The sequence below is a fragment of the Zobellella endophytica genome (genome assembly GCF_003012775.1).
GTDB classification, from domain to species: domain Bacteria; phylum Pseudomonadota; class Gammaproteobacteria; order Enterobacterales; family Aeromonadaceae; genus Oceanimonas; species Oceanimonas endophytica.
The window spans coordinates 125692-147270 of sequence record NZ_PXYG01000003.1 but is presented as its reverse complement, the minus strand read 5'-3'; the positions used below and the strand labels follow the sequence as shown (position 1 = coordinate 147270).

The following is a 21579-nucleotide window of genomic DNA, read 5'->3' as shown; positions in this document are numbered from 1 at the left end:
GGCGACCCTATGACCCAGCAACTGTTATTCCCTGCTAAAGAGCAGACCTTCGCCGCCGTGGCCGGTACCGAGGCGCTGTTCCCGGTGCACCGCATCTTCTGCGTGGGCCGCAACTACCACGCCCACGCCGCCGAAATGGGGGTGAGCGTCGACAAGAGCAGCCAGGAGCCCTTTTACTTCACCAAGCACCCGAGCAGCCTGATCCCCTCGGGCAGCGAAATCGCCTATCCGCCGCAAACCGCCAATTACCATTATGAAATGGAGTTCGTGGTGGCCATCGGCAAGGAAGGCTTCGAAGTGAGCGAGGCCGAGGCCAACGAGCTGGTGTTCGGCTATGCCGCCGGCCTCGACATGACCCGCCGGGATCTGCAGCTGAAGGCGCGGGAAACCGGCCGGCCCTGGGATCTGGGCAAGGACTTCGAGGAGTCCGCGGTGCTCGGCCCCATCGTGCCCAAGGCGCAGACCGGCATAGTGAACAGCGGCGAGATCAGCCTGAGCGTGAACGGCGAGGTCAGGCAGCACTCGGATCTGACCAAGCTTATCTGGAACGTACCGGAGATCATCGCCCACCTGTCGCGCTTCTACCACCTGCAGCCGGGGGATCTGATCTACACCGGCACCCCCGACGGCGTGGGCCCGGTGGTGGCCGGCGACCGGATCACCGGCGTGGTGGCCGGGGTGGGCGGCGTAGAGCTGCGCATCGCCCAATAACGACGGGGCCGGCTCATGGGCCCGGCCCCGTTGTGGATGAAAACGGATTTTAGGCCAGCACGGCCGCAATGGTGGGGGATTTCCCCCATGGTTTACGGATTACAGGGAGCTCGACTCGTCATGGTAACTTTGAAAAAACTCTTCGCGGTGACCGCCATCGCCTCGGCACTGACCTTCAGCTTCTCCGCCAGCGCGGAGCGGATGCGGCTGGGGCACGTGACCCCGCCCAGCCATATCTGGAACCAGGTGGCCGAGCGCTTCAACGACAACCTGAAGGAAGCCTCGGGCGGCAAGCATTCCATCATGATCTTCCCGCTGTCCAAGCTGGGCGGCGACGATCAGATGATCGATCTGCTGCAGTCCGGCGGCATGCAGCTGGCCATCCTGACCGCGGGCAGCCTGTCCAACCGGGCCGAGAACATGAACGCCTGGTTCCTGCCCTATATCTTCGAGGACGTGACCGACGCCGCCGAGGCCAGCAAGCACCCCGCCGCCCAGGAGATGCTGGAGAACCTCAAGCAGCACAAGCTGGTGGGGCTGGGCTACACCTTCGCCGGCATGCGCCACGTCATTTCTTCCAAACCCATGACCTCGGCAGACGATTTCAAGAACAAGAAGATCCGCTCCTTCCCCAACAAGCTGTTCAACGACTGGTGGAACCAGCTGGGCGCGGCGCCCACCGCCCTGGCCATCAGCGACGTGTCCTCGGCCCTGACCACCAACCTGCTGGATGCGGTGGACGTGGATCTGGACATAGTGGTCGGCCTCAAGATGTACCAGCAGGCGCCCTACCTGACCCTGACCAACCACATGGCCTTCCCCGGCGTGGTGGTGGCCTCCGAGGTCTGGTGGAACCGGCTGTCGGAAGAGGATCGCACCCTGGTGCTGAACGCCTTCAAGGAGGCCGAGGAATGGGGCTTCCGGAAACAGGCGGAGGCCGAAATTTCCAACCTGGCACTGCTTGAAAAGGAAGGGGTGACCATCAACGAATTCGATGAAGCCCAGTTGCAGGAGGCCGCCGCCGCCGTGGTGGAAAGCTATACCGCGGCCAGCGCCGGCATCGATGCCTTCTATCAGCAACAGCGTCAGCAGTGACATCAATCGAGCAGGGCCCGGGCCCTGCTACCGAGGTTATTATGTTCAAGATCATCAGAAAGCTGGATGGACTGCTGGGTAAGGTGGAATACGGGCTGTTGATTGTATTGACGGTGCTGCTGACCTTTATCCTGGCAACCCAGGTCGTGCTCAGGTATTTCTTCAACAGCCCCCTGTTCTGGGCGGAAGAAGTCTCGGTGCAGATACTCATCTCCGCCACCTTTATCGGCGTCAGCTATTTGCTGTTTTCCAGCAAACTGGTCCGGGTGGACTTTATTCTGGAAAATCTGAATGCATCCTGCCGGCTCTGGCTGGAAAAACTGCTGCAGCTGGTGTCGCTGCTGACCTTGCTGGTGCTGTGCTATTACGCCACCGACTGGATACTGCGCCCGGAAATCAAGGCGGACGTGTCGCCCACCACCCAGTTACCCAGGTGGTACAACTACGCGGTGCTGGTGGTGTCCTTCTACTGCATGGCCTGGCATCAATTCGTCAAAATCATCGGCCCGGCCAGTTCGGTTCACAGCGAGGCGGCATTATGATGACCTCCGTTACCTTCTTCGTCACCCTGCTGATCGGGCTGCCCATCTTCATCACCCTGCTGCTCGGTACCCTGGTGTTCCTGTGGCAAACCGATCTCACCGTGCTGATGAGCTCGCTGCCGATCCAGCTCTACGGCTCCCTCAACCAGAACGGCCTGCTGGCCATTCCGCTGTTCATGCTGGTGGGCGAGCTGATGAACAAGGGCGGGCTCACCTCCCGGCTGATGAACGCCGCCGACGTGTTCGTGGGCGGCTTCAAGGGCGGACTGGCCTACGTGAACCTGCTGACCAACGCCATGGCCGCCTCCATCCTCGGCTCGGCCACCGCCCAGATCGCGGTGATGAGCCGGCTGATGGTGCCGACCATGGTGGAAAAGGGCTACAAGAAGGAATTCTCCGCCGCCGTGACCATGGCCGGCGGCCTGCTGGGGCCCATCATTCCGCCCTCGATGCTGATGATCATCTACGGGGTGGTGGCCTACCAGCCGATCTCCGCCCTGTTTATCGCCGGCATACTGCCGGGGCTGTTGATCATCGCCGGCTTCGCCCTGGTGATCTTCCTCACCGGCCTGTTCGCCGGCCTGCCCTCGGGCGAGCACCTCAAGCACAAGAACATCCGCCAGGAGCTGGTGAGCGGCCTGTTGCCAGGCACCATTCCGCTGGTGGTGATCGTCTGCATCATCTCCGGGGTGATGACGCCCACCGAGGCCGGTGCCATCGCCTCCATCCTGGCCTTTATCATCGGCGCCGTGGTTTACAGGAGCATCAGCCTGAAGGAGCTGCCGGCTATTTTCGCCTCGGTGGCGCTCAACACCGCCACCATCACCGGCCTTATCGCCACCGCCTCGGTGTTCGGTTGGGCGCTGTCGTTCGAGGCGGTGCCGGACATGCTGGTGGCATGGATCAGCGGCATCACCACCTCGCCGCTGCTGTTCCTGATGCTGGTCTATGTACTGGTGATCCTGCTCGGCATGTTCCTCGAGAGCATCAGCGTGATGATAGTGATAGTGCCGATCATACTGCCGGCGGCCATTTCCTTCGGCATCGATCCCATCCATTTCGGGGTGATCATCAGCCTGGCGACCCTGATCGGCCTGGTCACGCCGCCGGTGGGGCCGGGGCTCTATATCGCCATGACCTCGGCCAACCTGCCGATGGGCGCCCTGTTCAAGGCAATGCTCCCCTTCCTGGCCTCCATGCTGATCTGCATGCTGATCATCGCGGTGTTCCCGGCCATTTCCCTGTGGCTGCCGAGCCTGATGTAGTTCGAACGACATTAAAAAGTGGTTAAGACACCGATTTGCCCTTTCACCCCAGGTGAAAGGGCTTTTTTTGGGGGGGCGCGGGCGACCCGCCCGCATAGGGGGTACGCCTGTGGTTAAGGCATGGCTTGCCAGGCCGCAGGTTCCCGCTGCGCTCCTGTTGTAGGGTCGACTTCAGTCGACCAAACCACGGCGCCGTGGGTGGGAGGTCCATTGAAATGGACCCTACAAGTTAGAAATACCGGCGAGCCGCCTGCGCTCCGGGGGTTGGCGTTCGCCGTTAAGGTCGCAGAGTGGCGCTGTTTGGGGCGCGGGCGGCCCGCCCGCATGGGGGGTACGCCTGTGGTTAAGGCATGGCTTGCCAGGCCGCATAAGGGGGCACCGAAGTGGGCGAGGGTCCACTTCGGTGGATCGTTCCGACAACGGTGCCGTGGTTCGGTCGACTGAAGTCGACCCTACGGGAACCACCCCAATCACGGCGGCTACTGCCCGGCGATCACCTTCATGGCACCGGTCAGCCGGCTGAGCTCGTCGGGTTTTATGATGTAGGGCGGCATCACGTAGAGCAGCTTGCCGAAGGGGCGGATCCACACGCCCAGCTCCACCAGTCGCTTCTGCACCTCGGCGACCGCGAGCGGCGCTTTCATCTCGATCACGCCGATGCCGCCCAGCACCCGCACATCCGCCACCCGGGGCAGATCCCGGGCCGGTGCCAGCTCGCGCTTGAGCTGGGCTTCGATGGCCTGGATGCGTTGCTGCCAGGGGGAGGCGAGCAGCAGCTCCAGGCTTGCCAGGGCTACGGCGCAGGCCAGGGGATTGGCCATAAAGGTGGGGCCGTGCATCAGTACCCCGGCCGGGCCGTTGCAGATGGTGTCGGCCACCGCTTGCGTGGTGATGGTGGCGGCCATGGTCATGTAGCCGCCGGTGAGCGCCTTGCCGATGCACATGATGTCCGGCGTGATGCCGGCCCACTCGCAGGCGAACAGCTTGCCGGTGCGGCCGAAGCCGGTGGCGATTTCATCCGCGATCAGCAGCACCTCGTAACGGTCGCACAGCGCGCGCGCGCCTTTGAGGTAGTCCGGATGGTAGAAGCGCATGCCGCCGGCGCCCTGCACCACGGGCTCCAGGATAAGCGCCGCCAGCTCCCGGTGGTGCTCGGCCAGCACCGCTTCCAGCGCCTGCAGATCGGCCGGGTCGAGCTCGCCGTCGAAGGGGCTCTGGGGCGTGGGCACGAAAATATGCTCCGGCAAAAAGCCCTTGTACAGGCTGTGCATGCCGCCGTTGGGATCGCACACGCTCATGGCGCCGAAGGTGTCGCCGTGGTAGCCGCGGCTGAGCGCGGCAAAGCGGGTTTTGGGCGTGCCCCGGCCGTGCCAGTACTGGATGGCCATTTTCAGCGCCACCTCCACCGACACCGAGCCCGAGTCCGCCAGGAAGAAGCGATCCAGCCCCGCCGGCAGCACCTGGCCCAGCGCCCGGCATAACGCGATGGCGGGATCGTGGGTGAGGCCGCCGAACATCACGTGGGACATCTTCGCCAGCTGCCCGGTGGCGGCGGCGTTCAGCTCCGGCACATTATAGCCGTGCAGGCAGGCCCACCAGGACGACATGCCGTCTATCAGCTTGCGGCCGTCCGCCAGCTCCAGGTAAACGCCGCTGGCGCGCTCGACCCGGTAGCAGGGCAGGGGCTGGGTGAGGGAAGTATAGGGGTGCCAGAGGTGGTGCAGATCGAATTCTTGATTGGTCATAAATTAATCAAATGTAAACCATTGATGTTACTGATGGTTGACAGGCTAGCATCCGTCCTTACACTAGCCAAGCAAAACACCTCTTGAATTTAAGGATATAGGGCAACCATGAGCCGCCAGAACTGGACCCGCGAGCAGGTGCTCGCCTTGTTTGAACGCCCCTTCTTCGATCTGCTGTTTGAAGCCCAGCAGGTGCACAGAGCCAACTTCGACCACAACGAGGTGCAGGTGAGCACCCTGCTCTCCATCAAGACCGGCGCCTGCCCGGAAGACTGCAAATACTGCCCCCAGAGCGCCCGTTACAGCACAGGGCTGGAAACCGAGCGGCTGATGGAAGTGGAAAAGGTGCTGGAGCGGGCGCGGGAGGCCAAGGCCAACGGCTCCAGCCGTTTCTGCATGGGGGCCGCCTGGCGCAACCCCAAGGAGCGGGACATGCCCTACCTGCTGAAGATGGTGCAGGAGGTGAAATCGCTGGGGATGGAAACCTGCATGACCCTGGGGATGCTGGATGCCTCCCAGGCCGACCGCCTGGCCGAGGCGGGGCTCGACTACTACAACCACAACCTGGACACCAGCCCCGAGTTTTACGGCGATATCATCACCACCCGCACCTATGCCGACCGGCTCAACACCCTGGAGAACGTGCGCGGCGCCGGCATGAAGGTGTGCTCCGGCGGCATCGTCGGCCTGGGTGAAAGCCCGGAAGACCGCGCCGGCCTGCTGCTGGCCCTGGCCAACCTGCCGCGCCAGCCCGAAAGCGTGCCCATCAACATGCTGGTGAAGGTAAAGGGCACCCCGCTCGAAAACCAGGAAGACCTGGACGACTTCGACTTTATCCGCACCATCGCCGTGGCCCGCATCCTGATGCCCCAGAGCCATGTGCGCCTGTCCGCCGGGCGGGAGAAGATGAACGACCAGATGCAGGCCCTGTGCTTTATGGCCGGCGCCAACTCCATCTTCTACGGCTGCAAGCTGCTCACCACCCCCAACCCGGACGAAAACAGCGACATGCAGCTGTTCAAGCGCCTGGGGCTGCGCCCGAGCGGCGTGAGCCAGAAACCGGACGAGATGACCGAAATCGAACTGCACGAGCAACTGGCCGCCCAGAACGCGCCCAAGCCTCTGTATTACGAAGCGTAAAACACAGCTGTAGGGCCCTGTTCGGTCGAATTTATTCGACCGAACAGGGCGCCGCCGGTGGGGTGGTCGATTGAAATCGACCCTGTGACGGGCCCCGTAGGGTCGAATTTATTCGACCGAACAGGGCGCCGCCGGTGGGGTGGTCGATTGAAATCGACCCTGTGACGGGCCCGTAGGGTCGAATTTATTCGACCGAACAGGACGCCGCTGGTGGGGTGGTCGATTGAAATCGACCCTGTGACGGGCCCGTAGGGTCGAATTTATTCGACCGAACCACGGTGCCGCCGGTGGGGTGGTCGATTGAAATCGACCCTGTGACGGGCCCGTAGGGTCGAATTTATTCGACCGAACAGGGCGCCGCCGGTGGGGTGGTCGATTGAAATCGACCCTACGGCTTACCGCTTTTCATCATCCCGGAATAATGGAAACTGCTATGCCCTTTCACTTAAGCCTGGCCGGCCGCGAAGCGGCGGGGTTGAAACGCAGCCTGCCCCTTATCGATAAGGTGGAAGGCCGGCTGCTGTGGTCCGCCGGCCGCGCCTACCTCAACTTTGCCGGCAACGACTACCTGGGCCTGAGCCAGGCGCCGGAGCTGCGCCTGGCCGCCGACCGGGCGGCGCGGGAATTCGGCGCGGGCGCCGTGGCCTCGCCGCTGGTGGTGGGGCACCAGGCGGTGCACCGGGCGCTGGAGGCGGCGCTGTGCGACTGGCTGGGGCTGGAGGCGGTGCTGCTGTTCAGCTCCGGTTTTTCCGCCAACCAGGCGGTGATCAAAGCCCTGCTCGGCAAGGAGCACCTGCTGTGGCAGGACCGGCTCAACCACGCCTCCCTGCAGGAGGCGGGCCTGCTCAGCCCGGCGCGCATGCTGCGCTTTGCCCATAACGACATGGTCGCGCTGGAGGCCCGGCTCAAGCCCAGCGCTGGTTTGATCGTGTCCGAAGGCGTGTTCAGCATGGACGGCGATCTGGGCGACTGGCCGGGGCTTTCGCGCCTGGCCGGGCAGAGCGGCAACTGGCTGATGATAGACGATGCCCACGGCCTGGGCGTACTCGGCCGGGAGGGCAGGGGCACCCTGGATGCGCTGGGGGTGGCGCCGGAGCAGGTGCGGATCTTCATGGGCACCTTCGGCAAGGCGCTGGGGGTGGGCGGGGCCTTCGTCGGCGGCAGCCGCGAGCTGGTGGACTACCTGCACAACCATGGCCGCAGCTATGTGTACAGCACCCACCTGCCGCCGCCCCAGGCCGCCGCCGTGCTGGCCGCCGTCCGCCTGGCGCGCCGGGCCGACGACCGGCGCGAACACCTGAACCAACTGGTGCGGCAGTTCCGCGCCGGGGTAGCGGAACTACCGTTCGAACTGCTGCCCTCTGCTACCGCCATCCAGCCGCTGGTGATCGGCGACGAGGCCGACACCCTGGCCTTGGCGGCGCGGCTGAAGGAGCGCGGCCTCTGGGTCGGCGCCATCCGCCCGCCCACCGTACCCAAAGGTTCGGCCCGGCTGCGCATTACCCTGAGCGCCGCCCATACCCAGGAGGACATCCGGACCCTGATCAAGATCCTGGCCGAGGCCGCCGAGGGAGTGAGCCCATGATGGAGCTTATCGACAAGCAAAAGGTGGCCGAGGCCTTCGGCCGCGCCGCCCACAGCTACGAGCGGCACAACGAGCTGCAACGGCGGAGCGGCGAGGCGCTGCTCGAACGGCTGCCGGCCCGCGCCGGCACCGGACTGGATCTGGGCTGCGGCAGCGGCTGGTTCCTGCCCGCGCTCAAGCACCGGGCCGGGCGGCTGCTGGCGCTGGACCTGTCGCCGGCCATGTTGCAACAGGCGGCGGCCAAGGCCGAGGTGGAGCCCATCTGCGCCGACATGGACCGGCCGCCACTGCCCGAGCACAGCCTGGACTTTATCTTCGCCAACCTCTGCCTGCAGTGGAGCGCCGATCCCGCCGCCTGGCTCGCCCAGTGGAGCGGCCGGCTGAGATCCGGCGGGGTGATGGTGTTTTCCACCCTGCTGGCGGGCAGCCTGCACGAGCTGGAGGCCGCCTGGCGGCAGGTGGACGACCACACCCATATCAACCGCTTTATCGAGCCGGAGCGACTCGAGTCTCACCTGGCCGCCACCGGCCGGCGCTGGCGGCTGGAGCGGGCCGACATCCACCTGGCCTATCCCGAACTCAGGGGGCTGCTGCTGGATCTCAAGGGCATCGGCGCCAACCGGGTCAACGGCGACCGCCGCCCGGGCCTGCTCGGCAAAGATGCCTGGCAGCGACTCAATCTGACCTATCCTAAGAACAATCAGGGCCACTGTGTGGCCAGCTACCGACTGGCGTATGGAGTGATTTATGGCTAAGGCGTTTTTCGTGACCGGCACCGACACCGAAGTGGGCAAAACCTTTATTACCCGCGCCCTGATGCGCGCCGCCAAGGAGGCGGGCCGCAAGGTGCTGGGCTACAAGCCCGTGGCCTCGGGTTGCGAGCTGGTTGGCGGCGAGCTGAAAAACAGCGACGCCCTGGCCCTGCAGGCCGAGTCGTCCATCGACTTGCCCTATGCCATGATCAACCCCTACGCCTTCGCCCCGGCCATCGCCCCCCATATCGCCGCGCGGGAGGCCAATGAACCCATCAGCCTCGCTCATATAGGCGAGGGCCTGGCCCGGCTGAAGGAAACCGCCGCCGACTGGATTTTCGTGGAAGGGGCGGGGGGCTGGCGGCTGCCGCTGGACGAACGGCACCTGCTCTCGGACTGGGTGAAGAAGGAGCACCTGCCGGTGATCCTGGTGGTGGGCGCCCGGCTGGGCTGCATCAACCACGCCCTGCTCACCCTGGAGGCCATCCGCCACGACGGCCTGGTGGTGGCCGGCTGGGTGCTGAACCGGGTAGATCCCCATATGAGCCACTACCATGAAAATGCCGAAACCCTTAAACAATTGATTTCCGCGCCCTTTCTCGGGGAGATGCCGAGGCTGACCGAAGACGAAGCCGACAGCGCCCAGGGCTTTATCGATCTGGCCCTGCTGCTGAAATAATTCATCGTCGTCATCTTGAAATTCGCGTTTGCGGACATATTATGTCTGCAGACTCTCTGAAGTAAGGAAAGGTTATGAAACGCGTTTTGCTGTTTATTGCCACCAACCTGGCCGTGGTACTGGTACTGGGCGTGGTGCTCAATATCGTATTTTCGATGTTGGGCATCGATCGCAGCAGCGTCGGCGGCCTGTTGGTGTTCTGTGCCGTGTTCGGTTTTGGTGGCTCGACCATCTCGCTGCTTATTTCCAAATGGATGGCCAAGCGTGCCTACAACGTACAGGTGATCGACCAGCCGCGCAACGAAATGGAGCACTGGCTGATGACCACGGTGGCCCGCCAGGCCCAGCAGGCCGGCATCGGCATGCCGGAGGTGGGGATTTACGACTCGCCGGACATGAACGCCTTCGCCACCGGCCCCAGCCGCAACAACGCCCTGGTGGCGGTGAGCTCCGGCCTGATGTACAGCATGAGCCGGGACGAGGCCGAGGCGGTGCTGGCCCATGAGGTGAGCCACGTGGCCAACGGCGACATGGTTACCCTCACGCTTATTCAAGGCGTGGTGAACACCTTCGTGATGTTCTTCGCCCGCATCGTGGCCAACATCATCAGCAGCTTCCTGAGCCGCGGCGACGAGGAAGGCGGCGGCCTGGGCGGCCTGGCCTACTTCGGCGTGGTGATGGTGCTGGAGCTGGTGTTCGGTATCCTGGCCTCCATCATCGTCATGTGGTTCAGCCGCCAGCGCGAATACCGCGCCGACGAAGGCGGTGCCCGCCTGGCCGGCAAAGAGAAGATGATTGCCGCCCTCGAGCGCCTGCGCCGGGGCCCGGAAGTAGAGCTGGAAGGCTCGCTCGCCGCCTTCGGCATCAACGGCAAGCGCCACAGCGAGCTGTTCATGAGCCACCCGCCGCTGGAAAAACGCATCCAGAGCCTGCGCGAACTGCGTTAACCCCTTTGTAGTTTGGTCTCTGTTTACCCCGGCCTGGCCGGGGTTTTTTTTATGTTCCAACCGGCGGTGAGCGATGGGGGGAAATCGGGGGGAGGACCTTGGGGCGCGGGCGGCCAGCCCGCATGAGGGTGGCACCGAGGTGGGCGAAGGCACAACCCAACCCGCGATGCCTGTTCTACCTCGGGCCTTTTAAACCTGTGGTGTCATATGTCAATCTGAACCGTTTTGGCCCCTTGAAATGGACGCAGTGGAAATAGGGATACATGAAGCAAGAGGCATTGTCGCCGGCGCTTTAGCCGCCGGACAAAGGCTGCCGGATCGGGGGAGACGTCCTATCCCCGCTGCCGGGCGGTGGAAAGGATAGACTGAATTAAATGGCCGCCGCCGGCGGTAGCCGGGCGGCCATCGCCTAAACTTGGGTCTGCGTGATGTTTCCACGGAGGGAGTGCGGCAGATGGAATTAATTTCACCGATCTACCTGGTTGGCTTGTTCCTGGCGTGCGCTTTTGTGCCTTTGCTGTTGCTGGTTGCGCTTATCCAGTACATCAAGAAAAAACAGGCCAGCCACAGTGTGACCCCACTGACGTCCGATCTGTTGCGTCCCCCCGGTTTTTCCCTGCAGCAACGGCTCGACGATATCCAGTGGGATCTGATGGAATGTTTGTCGATTATCCCACTGATCATGACAGCCGGCCCCATGATATTGCTGCTGCAGACACTGGCGAAAGGCCGCTATCCCACCTTGGTGGAGGGCCTGCTCATGGCCGGTGTACTGCTGCTCTTTGTGAGCTACTATGTTCGCAAGGCGGTCAGGCTGGTCAAAACACGGACAGCACTCAGGCTGGGTCATGCCTGTGAGCGTGCCGTGGGCCAGGAGCTGGAGCCGCTTATCCGCCCGAATGATCGGCCTTATCGGGTATTCCATGACATTCCTTTCGACGGCTTCAATATCGACCACCTGGTGGTCAACCCCAGCGGCGTTTTTGTGGTTGAAACCAAGGGTCGCTCCAAGCCGCTCAACAAGGGCAACAAGCAATTCAAGGTTAGAATTGAAGGCGACGCCCTCCATTTTCCCCATCGCATCGAGCGGGAGCCGTTGCTACAGACCCGACGCAACGTCCAGGCCGTGCGCAAGTGGCTGTGCGAGGCCACCGGCTTCGAGGTGCCGGTGGCGGGCGTGCTGATACTGCCCGGCTGGTTTCTGGAGCGCAAACAGCGCATGGCCGATCCTTATGTGATGAACGCCACCGAACTGGCCAGGCAATTGCCTTCCCTGCATGCGGGCGTGCTGGAACTCGGCCAGGTACAGGCCATTGCCCACCAGGTTGCTCAAAGGGTGAGGGATGTGGACCGGGAGCGGGCGGACAGGGCCGTATCCCGCCCGGTAGGAAGCCATTGAACGGAGACCGGATCAGACTTGGACGGCACGGTACTGTTGCCGCCGTTTCAGCTGGCAGTTTGGCGCCGCCATGCCGTTTGCAGCTTTGCCCAACAGCCGCTTTTTGTTGACAGGGATCAAACGCCCGTAACTTCGACTAATTAGGGATTGATATCGGGTCTATGCTCTGCCTTTAATGGCAAAAAACAAAAAGCACGGATGCCATGATAAAAACCGAACCCCACCGCCGTTACTGGCTGATAGAGCTGGTTGCCTATTGGGAAGGCCGGCTTACCGCCAACCATTTGCAGCAGTTCTTCGGCCTGAGCCGTCAGCAGGCCAGCAAGGACATCAACCTGTATCTGCAGGATTATCCCGAGCACCTTTATTACAGCTCCTCCCGCAAGGGCCATTTGCCCACCCCAACCTTCAAGCCCGGTTTTATTTCCGGCGACGTGGCCGAATACCTGAACTGGATGACCGGCCAGCGCGCCCACGCCATGCCCGTTGAGCCCGGCTACCGGCTGGAGCACGCCATTCTGGCGCCACCACCGCGCAACGTCGCCCCCGGGGTGATACGCCCCTTGATCCAGGCCCTGCGCCAGAACCACCGGCTGGAAGTGGACTACGGCGCCGTCAGCAAGCCGGACCGGGATGGCCGCATCATAGTGCCGATCCGCTTCGTCAACACCGGCCGGCGCTGGCACCTGCGCGCCTGGTGCGAAAAAGCCCAGGGCTACCGGGATTTTGTACTGAGCCGCTTCCACGGCGAGCCGGCGCCGGAAGGCCCACAACGCTCCCCTCTGCCCGACGATACCGCCTGGGACACCACCCTCACCCTGATACTCAAACCCGACCCCCGCCTAAGCCCCGAGCAGCAAGCCGCCCTGGCCTACGACTACGACATGACAAACGGTGAACTGCACCTGCCCACCCGCGCCGCCCTGGCCCACTACCTGCTCAACGAAATGCAGGTAAGTGTAAAAATGCTCGACGGCAACCCCGCCGCCCAGCAACTGATACTGGCCAACCATGATGAGGTGAAGGCATGGTTGTTTTGACGAGAGCAAGAAATGTAATTCGAGCCGGGTTGACGAACCTGTCAACTGAGTTGTCGTGTATGGATGTACAGTGTTGTCCCGTCGGTAAAACGTCAGCATTAATGGTTGATGTCGCGAGACAGATTGGAGTGGTTGAGGAGACGGATACATGAAGAAAGATGACTTTATTGCACACAAGAGAAAATCTGATGGAGAGCGCCAACTTCTGCATACCCATCTCTCTGAGGTTGGGGAAATCGCCAGCTCTTTTGCCAGAAAAATCGGTGCCGAAAATGCAGGCAGATTGATCGGTTTGGTACACGATTTTGGCAAGTATAGCCAAGAGTTTCAAACCTATATAAAGTCCGCTACTGGCGAGATCAATCCAGACGAGGATGACTACGTCGATGCCAAGGGCATGAAGGGTAAGGTTGATCATTCTACCGCTGGTGCTCAACTTGTCTGGCAACGTCTAAACCGTATTGGGAAGGCAGCAGGACAGGGTGAATTGTGTGGCCAGATACTGGCGCTTTGCATCGTTTCGCATCATAGTGGCTTGATTGACTGTTTTAGTATGGATGACAGAGCAGTCTTTACTGAGCGTATGCGTAAACCCGACGAAAAAGTACACATTGAGGAGTGCCTGCTGGCGGCAGACCAGGCAATTCTTGATGCGATTGAGCAACTTGCGAACGTAGAGTTGGTAAAAGAGCTGTTCGGTCAACTACGCCAGTTCGTCGATTTCGAAAAATTATCGACGTGTGATTACTTCAATTTGGGCTTTTTCACCCGCTTTCTGTTCAGTTGCCTGATCGACGCGGATAGGCTCAACAGTGCCGAATTTGAGGATCCTGCCAGGCTGGAAGAACGACTGAAGAATGCGACCCCTATACCTTGGAGGATAGCCATAGAGCGTTTGGAGGGTCACTTGGCGAGCCTGGTGCCACGTAATTATGTGGATGAACTGCGCCGGGAAATTTCTGATAACTGCAAGAACAACGCAGACAAGGCGCAGGGGCTTTACACCCTGACGGTGCCCACGGGGGGCGGTAAAACCTATGCCAGCCTGCGTTACGCCCTGCATCATGCCAGCCATCATGGCTTGGATCGCATTATCTACGTGATCCCCTATACCTCAATTATTGAGCAGAACGCCAAGGTTATACGGGAGGTGGTAGAGAAGGAAGAGGACGTCAGGCCCTGGGTGCTGGAACATCACTCTAATCTGGAGCCGGAGCAGCAAACCTGGCAAAGCAAGCTGGTATCGGAGAACTGGGACGCACCCATAGTACTGACTACCATGGTGCAATTGTTGGAAGCCTTGTTCAGCGGTGGAACAAAAGGCGTAAGACGACTGCATCAACTTGCCAACAGTATCCTTATTTTTGATGAAATTCAGACATTGCCGGTCAACTGCGTGCATATCTTCTGTAATGCCATGAATTTTCTCACGCAGAGGTGCAACACCACTGCGGTGTTGTGTACGGCGACCCAGCCCCTTTTGAACGAGTTAAAAAGCCCGGATAAAGGCCAGTTGACTATTCCAAATATAAATGAATTGGCTGGAGATTTTGACCGGCATTTTATCGAACTCAGACGGGTGGATGTGCATAACCAGATAAAACCAGGAGGCTGGAGTGCCCAGGAAATCAGCGATCTGGCGGTAGGGCAGTTCCGGGAGCTAGGCAGTTGTCTGGTTATCGTCAATACCAAGGCATGGGCGCAGGAGCTCTTTCAGCGCTGTGCAGAGCAAGTGGGTAAGTCTCAACTGTTCCACCTCAGTACCAATCAATGCCCCGCCCATCGAACAATGTTGCTGGAAGAAATCAGAACACGCCTGGATCAAGGGCTGCCGGTACTTTGTATCTCAACCCAACTGATTGAAGCCGGGGTCGATGTAGATTTTTCATCCGTCATACGCTTTCTGGCCGGTTTGGATTCCATTGCCCAGGCCGCCGGGCGTTGCAATCGCAACGGCAAGCTGAAAGACGAAAAAGGGAACCTTATCAAAGGCCAAGTCTTTGTAGTGAATCCGGACAAGGAAAGTACGGGGATGTTAAAGGATATTGAGATAGGAAAAGATAAAGCGGAGCGCGTGCTGTCGGAAAGCCACGAGGATGTGTTGTCACCAGACGCTATCAAACAGTATTTCCGCTACTATTTCTTTGACCGGGCCGACGATATGACCTATCGGCTGGAGGGTAACAAAAGTCATCGTGATGACAATTTGCTGAATCTCCTGAGTGATAACCCCAGATGTACTGAATTTTTTCTAGATAGAAAACCTGGGGAGATGACAAAACTTCCTCTATTACGACAAGCTTTTATGGAAGCTGGCAGACAGTTCAAAGCCATTGACGCGCCAACCCAGGCCGTGATCGTCCAATACGGCAAAGGTCGAGAATTGGTAGCCGAGCTTTGCTCGGCAGCCAAGGAGTTCAATGCTCATCGCTATTACCAGCTATTGCGTCAAGCCCAGAAATTTAGTGTCAATGTGTTTCCCAACGTATGGGAAAAATTACAAGGGCAGAAAGCCGTGCATGAAGTTCAGCCTGGGCATGGTATCTATTTCTTGGACGAAGAGTATTACAACGAGAGTTTTGGCCTTGGCACCGAGCCTGTCGGCACGATGTCGGCTCTGATTGCATAGGGAGGATAAGGTGAAAAACAGTATCAGTTTCAAGCTATGGGGGCGGTATGCCTTGTTTACCGATCCCATAACCAAGATAGGTGGGGAGAAATGTTCCTACCATGTGCCCACCTATGAGGCAATCAAGGGTGTGCTCAAATCCATCTACTGGAAGCCCACTATTGTCTGGCATGTGGACAAGGTGCGTGTGATTAAACCGATCCGTACCCAGACCAAGGGAACCAAGCCGCTGGTCTGGGGCGGTGGAAACAGCTTGGCCATCTACACCTTCCTGCATGAGGTGGAGTATCAGGTGCAGGCTCACTTTGAATGGAATATGCACAGGTCGGAGCTGACCGAGGACCGCATTGACGGCAAGCATTTTGCCATTGCCAAACGGATGCTGGAAAAAGGTGGTCGGCAGGACATTTTTCTCGGTGTGAGGGATTGCCAGGGCTATGTGGAATCCTGTGAATTTGGCGAGGGGCCGGGGGCCTATGACGATATTGATGAGCTGTCTTTTGGCCTGATGTTCCATGGTTTCGATTACCCAGACGAAACCGGCAGCGATGAGCTACATAGCCGTTTTTGGCACGCCACCATGAAAGCAGGCATATTGGAATTCCCGACTCCAGAGCAATGTGGTATTCGCCGTTTTGTGCGCCAGATGGAAGCCAAGGATTTCAGCTTAGGCAATAACCTGCTGGGCGTAGAGGAAGAGGAGGCGTCGCTATGAGCTGGATGGCGAAACTCTATGATACCTATGAGCAGGCGATGAAGCTGGATCTGCCCGATGACAAGCGGCTGATGCCGATCAGTCACACATTGCAAAATGCTCACATCAATATTCAAATCGATGGGGATGGAAATTTTCTTGGTGCCAAGGTACTGGAAAAGACCCAGATCGTTTTGCCGGCCACGGAAAGCTCAGCAGGACGAAGTAGCGGTGAGGCGCCGCATCCATTGGCGGATAAACTACAGTATGTGGCCGCTGACTATGCCAAGTTCGGGGGCCAAAAAAAACACTATTTCGAGGGATATGAAGCACAGCTCAAGCGTTGGTGTGAGTCTCACCATAGCCACCTCAAAATACAAGCTGTACTGAACTATGTCGCAAAAGGGCTAGTTATCAAGGATCTGGTAGATGCCAAGGTTTGCTATCTGGATACCGATAATCGACTTCTGACCTCCTGGCCGTTTAAGGTCACAGAAGAAAATCCTCTGCCTTTGCTCTTCAAGGTATTGCCCAAGGAGAGTGGCGAACTGGATCAGGGTAACGCAATGATCTGCTGGACTGTTATAACCGAAGGCGATCTGGTTCCCGAAACCTGGAAGGATGAATCGGTGCAACAGTCATGGATAGCCTTTGATGCCGAAACATCCGGCAAGGAGTCGCTTTGTTATGCCTCAGGGCAAGCGCAACCTACGGCGTCCAACCATCCGGCCAAACTCAGGCACACCGGCGATAAAGCCAAGCTGGTATCAGCCAACGACACCTCTGGATTCACTTTCCGAGGCCGTTTTATTGCTAGTGAGCAGGTAGCCAATATCGGCTTTGAAGTTACACAAAAGGCCCATAATGCGTTGCGTTGGTTGATTTTCAATCAGGCCAGCAGAAATGGCGATCAGGTGGTAGTTTCCTGGGCGGTATCGGGCAAGCCTGTTCCTGCCCCCTTGGTGCCCACCTGGGATCTGGATAATTTCGATGAGATTCCGGATGACAGCCACGATGCGCTATCCATCGAAACCGATCTTACAACCGATCTGGGCCAAAGTTTTTCCAAGGCTCTAAGCCGTTATATGGCTGGATACTTCGATGGTCGTATCGCTAACCTCAAAGAACATGAAAGTATCGTTATTATGGGTCTCGACTCGGCTACGCCGGGACGTATGGCGATCACCTACTACCGCGACTTTATGGCCAAAGAATATGTAAAAACTATTGAGAAGTGGCATTTGCATCTGGCTTGGCCACAACGTGTCAGTAGAGATATTAAAAGGGACGAAAAGAAATCAAAGAGGGTATCTTATTGGGTAGTTAGCACCCCTTCGCCTTTGAAGATTCTGAGAGCTGCTTACGGAAACATTGTGGAAAGCAATAAGGAGCTAAGAAAGAGCTTAAATGAAAGGCTCTTGCCATGTATCTCTGAGATGCGCCCTTTGCCAAAGGATATTGTTGATTTGGCTGTTCGGCGAGCTGGAAACAGGAATGTTAAACGGCTGAGTGAGCAGTTTTCAAACCCCAGCAGTGAATTAAACGCATGGTTGAGCGATTTAAGTGTTGCGTGTTCATTGTATCGAGGATTTTATCATCCAGAACGTCAACCCGACTCAAGTAAAAGGAGAGAATATGCTATGTCGTTAGATACCAAACATGCCTCACGGGATTACCTGTTTGGACGACTACTGGCGGTGGCCGAGCGGATTGAGGAAATGGCGATGGTTGCTGCCAGCGAGCCAAGTCGCTCAACTCATGCCAGCCGCTTGATGCAACGATTTTCCGATCGGCCGGCATCCACCTGGTTGAATATCCGCAATGCCTTGGTGCCATACCAACAGCGCTTGCGCACCAAGTTGCCGCCCTTGGAAGCCGCTTACAACAGGTTGCTGGACGATATTTGTGATGTTTTCAATCGGGATGATTTTTCTTCGGATAAGCGGTTGAGCGGGGAGTATCTATTGGGATTCCACTGCCAGCGCAAGTGGCTGAGGGAACATAAGTTGGAAAAGGGGTTGTGGGTAAGCAAGTCCTCAGAAGAAACAGAGTTGACCGTTAATGAAGGAGATGAGTAATGAGTTCACTGAGTAATAAAATTGATTTCGCCGTGATTTTTTCTGTGAAGAATGCCAATCCCAACGGCGATCCATTGAATGGTAACAGACCTCGCACTGACTATGATGGCTACGGCGAGGTTTCTGATGTTTGTCTAAAGCGAAAAATACGAAACAGATTACTTAATGATGGAATTTCAATATTTGTTCAGTCCGATGACAATAATGTCGATGGATTGCCATCCTTAAGAGTCAGGGCAGAGTCAGAAAAATATGGTCTGGGGAGTGAAGCATTTACCTTTAAAAAGCCTAAAAAAAGTGACAAACCTGACGTCAAGGCGAAGATAAAGAAAGAAAATGCTCTGAAAGAGGTTGAAACGGCTAAAAGAGCCTCTGAAAAATGGTTTGATGTGAGAGCATTTGGGCAACTGTTCGCTTTTACTGGAGGGGATGAGGCAGAGGGAGTGTCAATCCCTATTAGAGGACCTGTCACAATTCAGCCTGCCTTTAGTGTAGAGACTATTAGTGTAACTAGTTCACAGATCACAAAGAGCGTCAGCGGTGAAGGTGACGGTGGTAAACGGGGTTCGGACACTATGGGCATGAAACATAGGGTGGATAGTGCCACTTATGTTGCCTTTGGTGCCATGTCTCCGCAACTGGCCGAGCGTACTGGCTTTAGCGATGAAGACGCACAAGCCATCAAACATATATTACCAAGACTGTTTGAAGGGGACGCTTCCTCGGCCAGGCCAGAAGGCAGTATGGCGGTTGAGAAAGTGATCTGGTGGCAACATAACTCGAAATCGGGTCAGTACTCTTCAGCAAAAGTACACAACAGCCTAAGGAAGCATATTGAGCAACACAGAAGCAATGGTATGGAAATGCTCTTCGATGCATCCTCGCTACGGGATAGCATAAAAACAGCGCTACCCGATCTTGACGTTGAAATAATCGATGGATTTTGATGGCTCTCGATGACGCAATAGCCATCTCCGCCCTCCAACACTACGCATACTGCCCTCGGCAGTATGCGTTAATCCATGTGGAGCAGGTTTGGGCGGAGAACCGTTTCACGGCGGAAGGTCGTGTGCTACACGAGCGCGTTGATTCGGGTATGGCGGAGCAACGTCGACATATCCGTTATGAACGCGGTGTGATGCTGCGTTCGGATCGCTACCGTCTGGTTGGCAAGATGGATCTGCTGGAGATCGAAGGTGGAAAAGAGCCGGCGTATCGCCCGGTGGAATACAAACGTGGCAAGCCCAAGGTGCAGGACTGGGATCGAATCCAGCTTTGTGCTCAGGCAATGTGTATAGAAGAGATGCGTGATGTGGTGATCGGGGAGGGGGCGATCTGGTACTGGGAAGTGCGCCGCCGTGAACTGGTGCCGATAGACGACCGGCTCCGGGAGATCACCATCTTTACTATTGAGCAGGCCCATGCACTCTTGGCCGAGGGGCGAACGCCGCCGCCAATCGATGACAAAAAGCGCTGCCGTGCCTGCTCCCTGTTCAACCTGTGCGAACCGGATCGCTTTCGCAAGGATGGGTCTGCCCGCTATATCAGGGAGTTATTCAAGACATGAAGAAGCTGCTCAATACGCTGTATGTAACGAGGCAGGAGAGTTACCTGCATAAAGAGCGTGAAACCATTGTGATCAAAAATGGCGGCGAGAAACTGGCGCAGTTTCCGTCATTATCCCTGGGCAACATCCTCTGTTTCGGGCAGATTTCCGTGTCGCCGTTTTTGATGGGATACTGCGCGGAACAGGGTATTGGCATGGCTTTTTATACGGAATACGGCCGTTTTCTGGCGCGGGTTCAGGGCAAGGAAACCGGCAATGTATTGTTGCGTAGAGCTCAGTACCGCTGGGCAGATCTGTCCGAGCAGTACAATGGTATCGCCCGGCTGATGGTGGCGGCAAAAATCGCCAACAGCCGTGCGGTTCTGCTGCGGGATCTGCGCAATCACGGTGACAATCCATTACTGAAGCAGGCTGTGAATAATCTCGCGCGGTGCCTGGCGCGCGTTCGCCATGCGAAAGAGCTGGACGAAACCCGCGGTATTGAAGGCGAAGCCGCCAATTACTATTTCTCGGTGTTTAACGAGTTGTTACGTGGTTCAGGTTTTACCTTTAACGGACGGATACGCCGACCACCGACTGATCCGGTGAATGCGTTGCTGTCCTTCGTGTATTCGTTGATCACGCAAGAGTGCGTGGCGGCGTTGCAAGGCGTGGGGCTCGATCCTTATGTCGGTTTTTTGCACCGGGATCGCCCAGGTCGGACAAGTCTTGCCCTGGATTTGTTGGAGGAGTTCCGCGCACCCTGGGCGGATCGTTTCGTGTTGACGATGATCAACCGTCGTCAGGTCCAGCTCACCGATTTCATTACCGAAGCGAGTGGTGCGGTTCGCCTGCAAGACGAGGCGCGCAAGAAATTACTGGTTGCCTATCAGGAACGCAAGCAAGTGGAGGTGATGCATCCCTACTTGCAGGAACAGGTACCCATCGGATTATTGCCGCATTGCCAAGCGATGTTACTGGCACGGCATATCCGGGGGGATACGGAATACTACACGCCTTATCTGGTGAAATGACATGCTGGTACTGATCACCTACGATGTGAGTGTTATCACGGCGGCGGGACGGCGGCGCTTGCGCAATATCGCCAAAGTTTGCCTGGATCACGGTGTACGAGTGCAGAACTCTGTTTTTGAATGCGAGGTGTCTCCGGATCAGTTTGTTTATCTCAAAACCAAGCTGTTGGATATTTTCGATCCTGAAGAAGACAGCTTGCGCTTCTATTTTCTTGGCAAAAAGGGCCACCAAAAGGTGGAACATGTTGGTGCCAAGCCAACTGCTGACCCACTTAGGGATCCCTTGATCCTGTAATCGCTAACCTTCGGTTCTCAGAAAAATGCAGGGCGGTTAGCGCCTAAGATAAGTACATGATATTAAAACCATTTCAAAACAGTCGTTGATGTCGGCCACGCTGATGATTATGGATATCAAGGCGGTTAGCGCCTATGGCGTATTTTGCCTTTGTTCTTTAACAAGTTAGACTAAAGCAGTCGCGCCCCACGCGGGCGCGTGGATTGAAACGCCCAGCCCGGTGAAGAAACCGCCTTTATCGACAGTCGCGCCCCACGCGGGCGCGTGGATTGAAACGGGTCGATGGTGAAGTAGATGTCCGCCACCCCGGGTCGCGCCCCACGCGGGCGCGTGGATTGAAACCGGCTCTATGGCGACCCGGGCAAGCAGACGCTGTGTCGCGCCCCACGCGGGCGCGTGGATT

The 21579-nt window shown here is 58.1% G+C and carries 19 protein-coding genes and 1 CRISPR repeat array (1 of these 20 only partly in view); of the genes, 18 read left to right on the top strand and 1 reads right to left on the bottom strand.

The features are described from left to right. Positions 1–9 precede the first annotated feature (9 nt). The 4 genes from C7H85_RS09735 to C7H85_RS09720 all read left to right on the top strand — a co-directional run bounded on the left by C7H85_RS09735 (position 10) and on the right by C7H85_RS09720 (position 3613). Positions 10–711 carry a fumarylacetoacetate hydrolase family protein gene (locus C7H85_RS09735; protein ID WP_106729518.1) on the top strand — a complete coding sequence of 234 codons (702 nt, stop codon included), beginning with the start codon at positions 10–12 and terminating at the stop codon, positions 709–711. A 120-nt stretch (positions 712–831) separates the two neighbouring features. Further along, positions 832–1806 carry a TRAP transporter substrate-binding protein gene (locus C7H85_RS09730; protein ID WP_106729517.1) on the top strand — a complete coding sequence of 325 codons (975 nt, stop codon included), beginning with the start codon at positions 832–834 and terminating at the stop codon, positions 1804–1806. A gap of 41 nt (positions 1807–1847) precedes the next feature. After that, on the top strand, positions 1848–2348 hold the full coding sequence (locus C7H85_RS09725; protein WP_106729516.1) for a TRAP transporter small permease: 501 nt from the start codon (positions 1848–1850) through the stop codon (positions 2346–2348). Next, positions 2345–3613: a TRAP transporter large permease gene (locus C7H85_RS09720; RefSeq protein ID WP_106729515.1), complete on the top strand. Its 1269-nt coding sequence runs from the start codon at positions 2345–2347 to the stop codon at positions 3611–3613. The genes C7H85_RS09725 and C7H85_RS09720 overlap by 4 nt, the downstream gene beginning before the upstream one ends. Before the next feature lie 479 nt (positions 3614–4092). On the opposite strand, the gene bioA is transcribed toward C7H85_RS09720, so the two are convergent. Continuing rightward, entirely contained in the window at positions 4093–5358 is a 1266-nt protein-coding gene (gene bioA / locus C7H85_RS09715) for an adenosylmethionine--8-amino-7-oxononanoate transaminase (RefSeq protein ID WP_106729514.1), read from the bottom strand. Between the two features lie 108 nt (positions 5359–5466). Here bioA and bioB point away from each other — a divergent pair, with 108 nt between their 5' ends. The 14 genes from bioB (at position 5467) to cas2 (ending at position 21176) form a co-directional block, all read left to right on the top strand. Beyond that, a complete protein-coding gene (gene bioB / locus C7H85_RS09710) occupies positions 5467–6498 on the top strand; it encodes a biotin synthase BioB (RefSeq protein ID WP_106729513.1) in 1032 nt (343 codons plus the stop codon). A 433-nt stretch (positions 6499–6931) separates the two neighbouring features. Continuing rightward, positions 6932–8083: an 8-amino-7-oxononanoate synthase gene (gene bioF, locus C7H85_RS09705; RefSeq protein WP_106729512.1), complete on the top strand. Its 1152-nt coding sequence runs from the start codon at positions 6932–6934 to the stop codon at positions 8081–8083. After that, a complete protein-coding gene (gene bioC, locus C7H85_RS09700) occupies positions 8080–8838 on the top strand; it encodes a malonyl-ACP O-methyltransferase BioC (protein ID WP_245879632.1) in 759 nt (252 codons plus the stop codon). The genes bioF and bioC overlap by 4 nt, the downstream gene beginning before the upstream one ends. Next, entirely contained in the window at positions 8831–9514 is a 684-nt protein-coding gene (gene bioD / locus C7H85_RS09695) for a dethiobiotin synthase (RefSeq protein ID WP_106729511.1), read from the top strand. The genes bioC and bioD overlap by 8 nt, the downstream gene beginning before the upstream one ends. A gap of 74 nt (positions 9515–9588) precedes the next feature. Next, positions 9589–10461 carry a protease HtpX gene (gene htpX, locus C7H85_RS09690; RefSeq protein WP_106729510.1) on the top strand — a complete coding sequence of 291 codons (873 nt, stop codon included), beginning with the start codon at positions 9589–9591 and terminating at the stop codon, positions 10459–10461. Between the two features lie 454 nt (positions 10462–10915). Further along, a complete protein-coding gene (locus tag C7H85_RS09685; protein WP_106729509.1) occupies positions 10916–11860 on the top strand; it encodes a nuclease-related domain-containing protein in 945 nt (314 codons plus the stop codon). A gap of 203 nt (positions 11861–12063) precedes the next feature. Beyond that, positions 12064–12900, top strand: a complete 837-nt coding sequence (locus C7H85_RS09680; RefSeq protein ID WP_106729508.1) for a helix-turn-helix transcriptional regulator — start codon at positions 12064–12066, stop codon at positions 12898–12900. A gap of 148 nt (positions 12901–13048) precedes the next feature. Beyond that, positions 13049–15529 carry a CRISPR-associated helicase/endonuclease Cas3 gene (locus C7H85_RS09675; RefSeq protein WP_106729507.1) on the top strand — a complete coding sequence of 827 codons (2481 nt, stop codon included), beginning with the start codon at positions 13049–13051 and terminating at the stop codon, positions 15527–15529. Between the two features lie 10 nt (positions 15530–15539). Continuing rightward, positions 15540–16244: a type I-C CRISPR-associated protein Cas5c gene (gene cas5c / locus C7H85_RS09670; protein ID WP_106729506.1), complete on the top strand. Its 705-nt coding sequence runs from the start codon at positions 15540–15542 to the stop codon at positions 16242–16244. Then, the gene (gene cas8c / locus C7H85_RS09665) at positions 16241–18301 is read left to right on the top strand and encodes a type I-C CRISPR-associated protein Cas8c/Csd1 (protein WP_106729505.1); all 2061 of its coding nucleotides are present in this window, start codon (positions 16241–16243) and stop codon (positions 18299–18301) included. The genes cas5c and cas8c overlap by 4 nt, the downstream gene beginning before the upstream one ends. Continuing rightward, on the top strand, positions 18301–19248 hold the full coding sequence (cas7c, locus tag C7H85_RS09660) for a type I-C CRISPR-associated protein Cas7/Csd2 (protein ID WP_106729504.1): 948 nt from the start codon (positions 18301–18303) through the stop codon (positions 19246–19248). The genes cas8c and cas7c overlap by 1 nt, the downstream gene beginning before the upstream one ends. Beyond that, a complete protein-coding gene (gene cas4, locus C7H85_RS09655) occupies positions 19248–19868 on the top strand; it encodes a CRISPR-associated protein Cas4 (protein WP_106729503.1) in 621 nt (206 codons plus the stop codon). The genes cas7c and cas4 overlap by 1 nt, the downstream gene beginning before the upstream one ends. Further along, entirely contained in the window at positions 19865–20881 is a 1017-nt protein-coding gene (gene cas1c / locus C7H85_RS09650) for a type I-C CRISPR-associated endonuclease Cas1c (protein ID WP_106729502.1), read from the top strand. The genes cas4 and cas1c overlap by 4 nt, the downstream gene beginning before the upstream one ends. Position 20882: 1 nt before the next feature. Further along, entirely contained in the window at positions 20883–21176 is a 294-nt protein-coding gene (gene cas2, locus C7H85_RS09645) for a CRISPR-associated endonuclease Cas2 (RefSeq protein ID WP_106729501.1), read from the top strand. A gap of 178 nt (positions 21177–21354) precedes the next feature. Beyond that, positions 21355–21579: a CRISPR direct-repeat array (repeat unit 32 nt; unit sequence GTCGCGCCCCACGCGGGCGCGTGGATTGAAAC); it runs 10481 nt beyond the window's last position.

What these genes read in the sequence shown, in the direction of transcription:
- C7H85_RS09735 (WP_106729518.1), top strand. Translation starts at nt 10, where the DNA reads ATGACCCAGCAACTGTTATTCCCTGCTAAAGAGCAGACCTTCGCCGCC.
- C7H85_RS09730 (WP_106729517.1), top strand. Translation starts at nt 832, where the DNA reads ATGGTAACTTTGAAAAAACTCTTCGCGGTGACCGCCATCGCCTCGGCA.
- C7H85_RS09725 (WP_106729516.1), top strand. Translation starts at nt 1,848, where the DNA reads ATGTTCAAGATCATCAGAAAGCTGGATGGACTGCTGGGTAAGGTGGAA.
- C7H85_RS09720 (WP_106729515.1), top strand. Translation starts at nt 2,345, where the DNA reads ATGATGACCTCCGTTACCTTCTTCGTCACCCTGCTGATCGGGCTGCCC.
- bioA (WP_106729514.1), bottom strand. Translation starts at nt 5,358, where the DNA reads ATGACCAATCAAGAATTCGATCTGCACCACCTCTGGCACCCCTATACT.
- bioB (WP_106729513.1), top strand. Translation starts at nt 5,467, where the DNA reads ATGAGCCGCCAGAACTGGACCCGCGAGCAGGTGCTCGCCTTGTTTGAA.
- bioF (WP_106729512.1), top strand. Translation starts at nt 6,932, where the DNA reads ATGCCCTTTCACTTAAGCCTGGCCGGCCGCGAAGCGGCGGGGTTGAAA.
- bioC (WP_245879632.1), top strand. Translation starts at nt 8,080, where the DNA reads ATGATGGAGCTTATCGACAAGCAAAAGGTGGCCGAGGCCTTCGGCCGC.
- bioD (WP_106729511.1), top strand. Translation starts at nt 8,831, where the DNA reads ATGGCTAAGGCGTTTTTCGTGACCGGCACCGACACCGAAGTGGGCAAA.
- htpX (WP_106729510.1), top strand. Translation starts at nt 9,589, where the DNA reads ATGAAACGCGTTTTGCTGTTTATTGCCACCAACCTGGCCGTGGTACTG.
- C7H85_RS09685 (WP_106729509.1), top strand. Translation starts at nt 10,916, where the DNA reads ATGGAATTAATTTCACCGATCTACCTGGTTGGCTTGTTCCTGGCGTGC.
- C7H85_RS09680 (WP_106729508.1), top strand. Translation starts at nt 12,064, where the DNA reads ATGATAAAAACCGAACCCCACCGCCGTTACTGGCTGATAGAGCTGGTT.
- C7H85_RS09675 (WP_106729507.1), top strand. Translation starts at nt 13,049, where the DNA reads ATGAAGAAAGATGACTTTATTGCACACAAGAGAAAATCTGATGGAGAG.
- cas8c (WP_106729505.1), top strand. Translation starts at nt 16,241, where the DNA reads ATGAGCTGGATGGCGAAACTCTATGATACCTATGAGCAGGCGATGAAG.
- cas7c (WP_106729504.1), top strand. Translation starts at nt 18,301, where the DNA reads ATGAGTTCACTGAGTAATAAAATTGATTTCGCCGTGATTTTTTCTGTG.
- cas4 (WP_106729503.1), top strand. Translation starts at nt 19,248, where the DNA reads ATGGCTCTCGATGACGCAATAGCCATCTCCGCCCTCCAACACTACGCA.
- cas1c (WP_106729502.1), top strand. Translation starts at nt 19,865, where the DNA reads ATGAAGAAGCTGCTCAATACGCTGTATGTAACGAGGCAGGAGAGTTAC.
- cas2 (WP_106729501.1), top strand. Translation starts at nt 20,883, where the DNA reads ATGCTGGTACTGATCACCTACGATGTGAGTGTTATCACGGCGGCGGGA.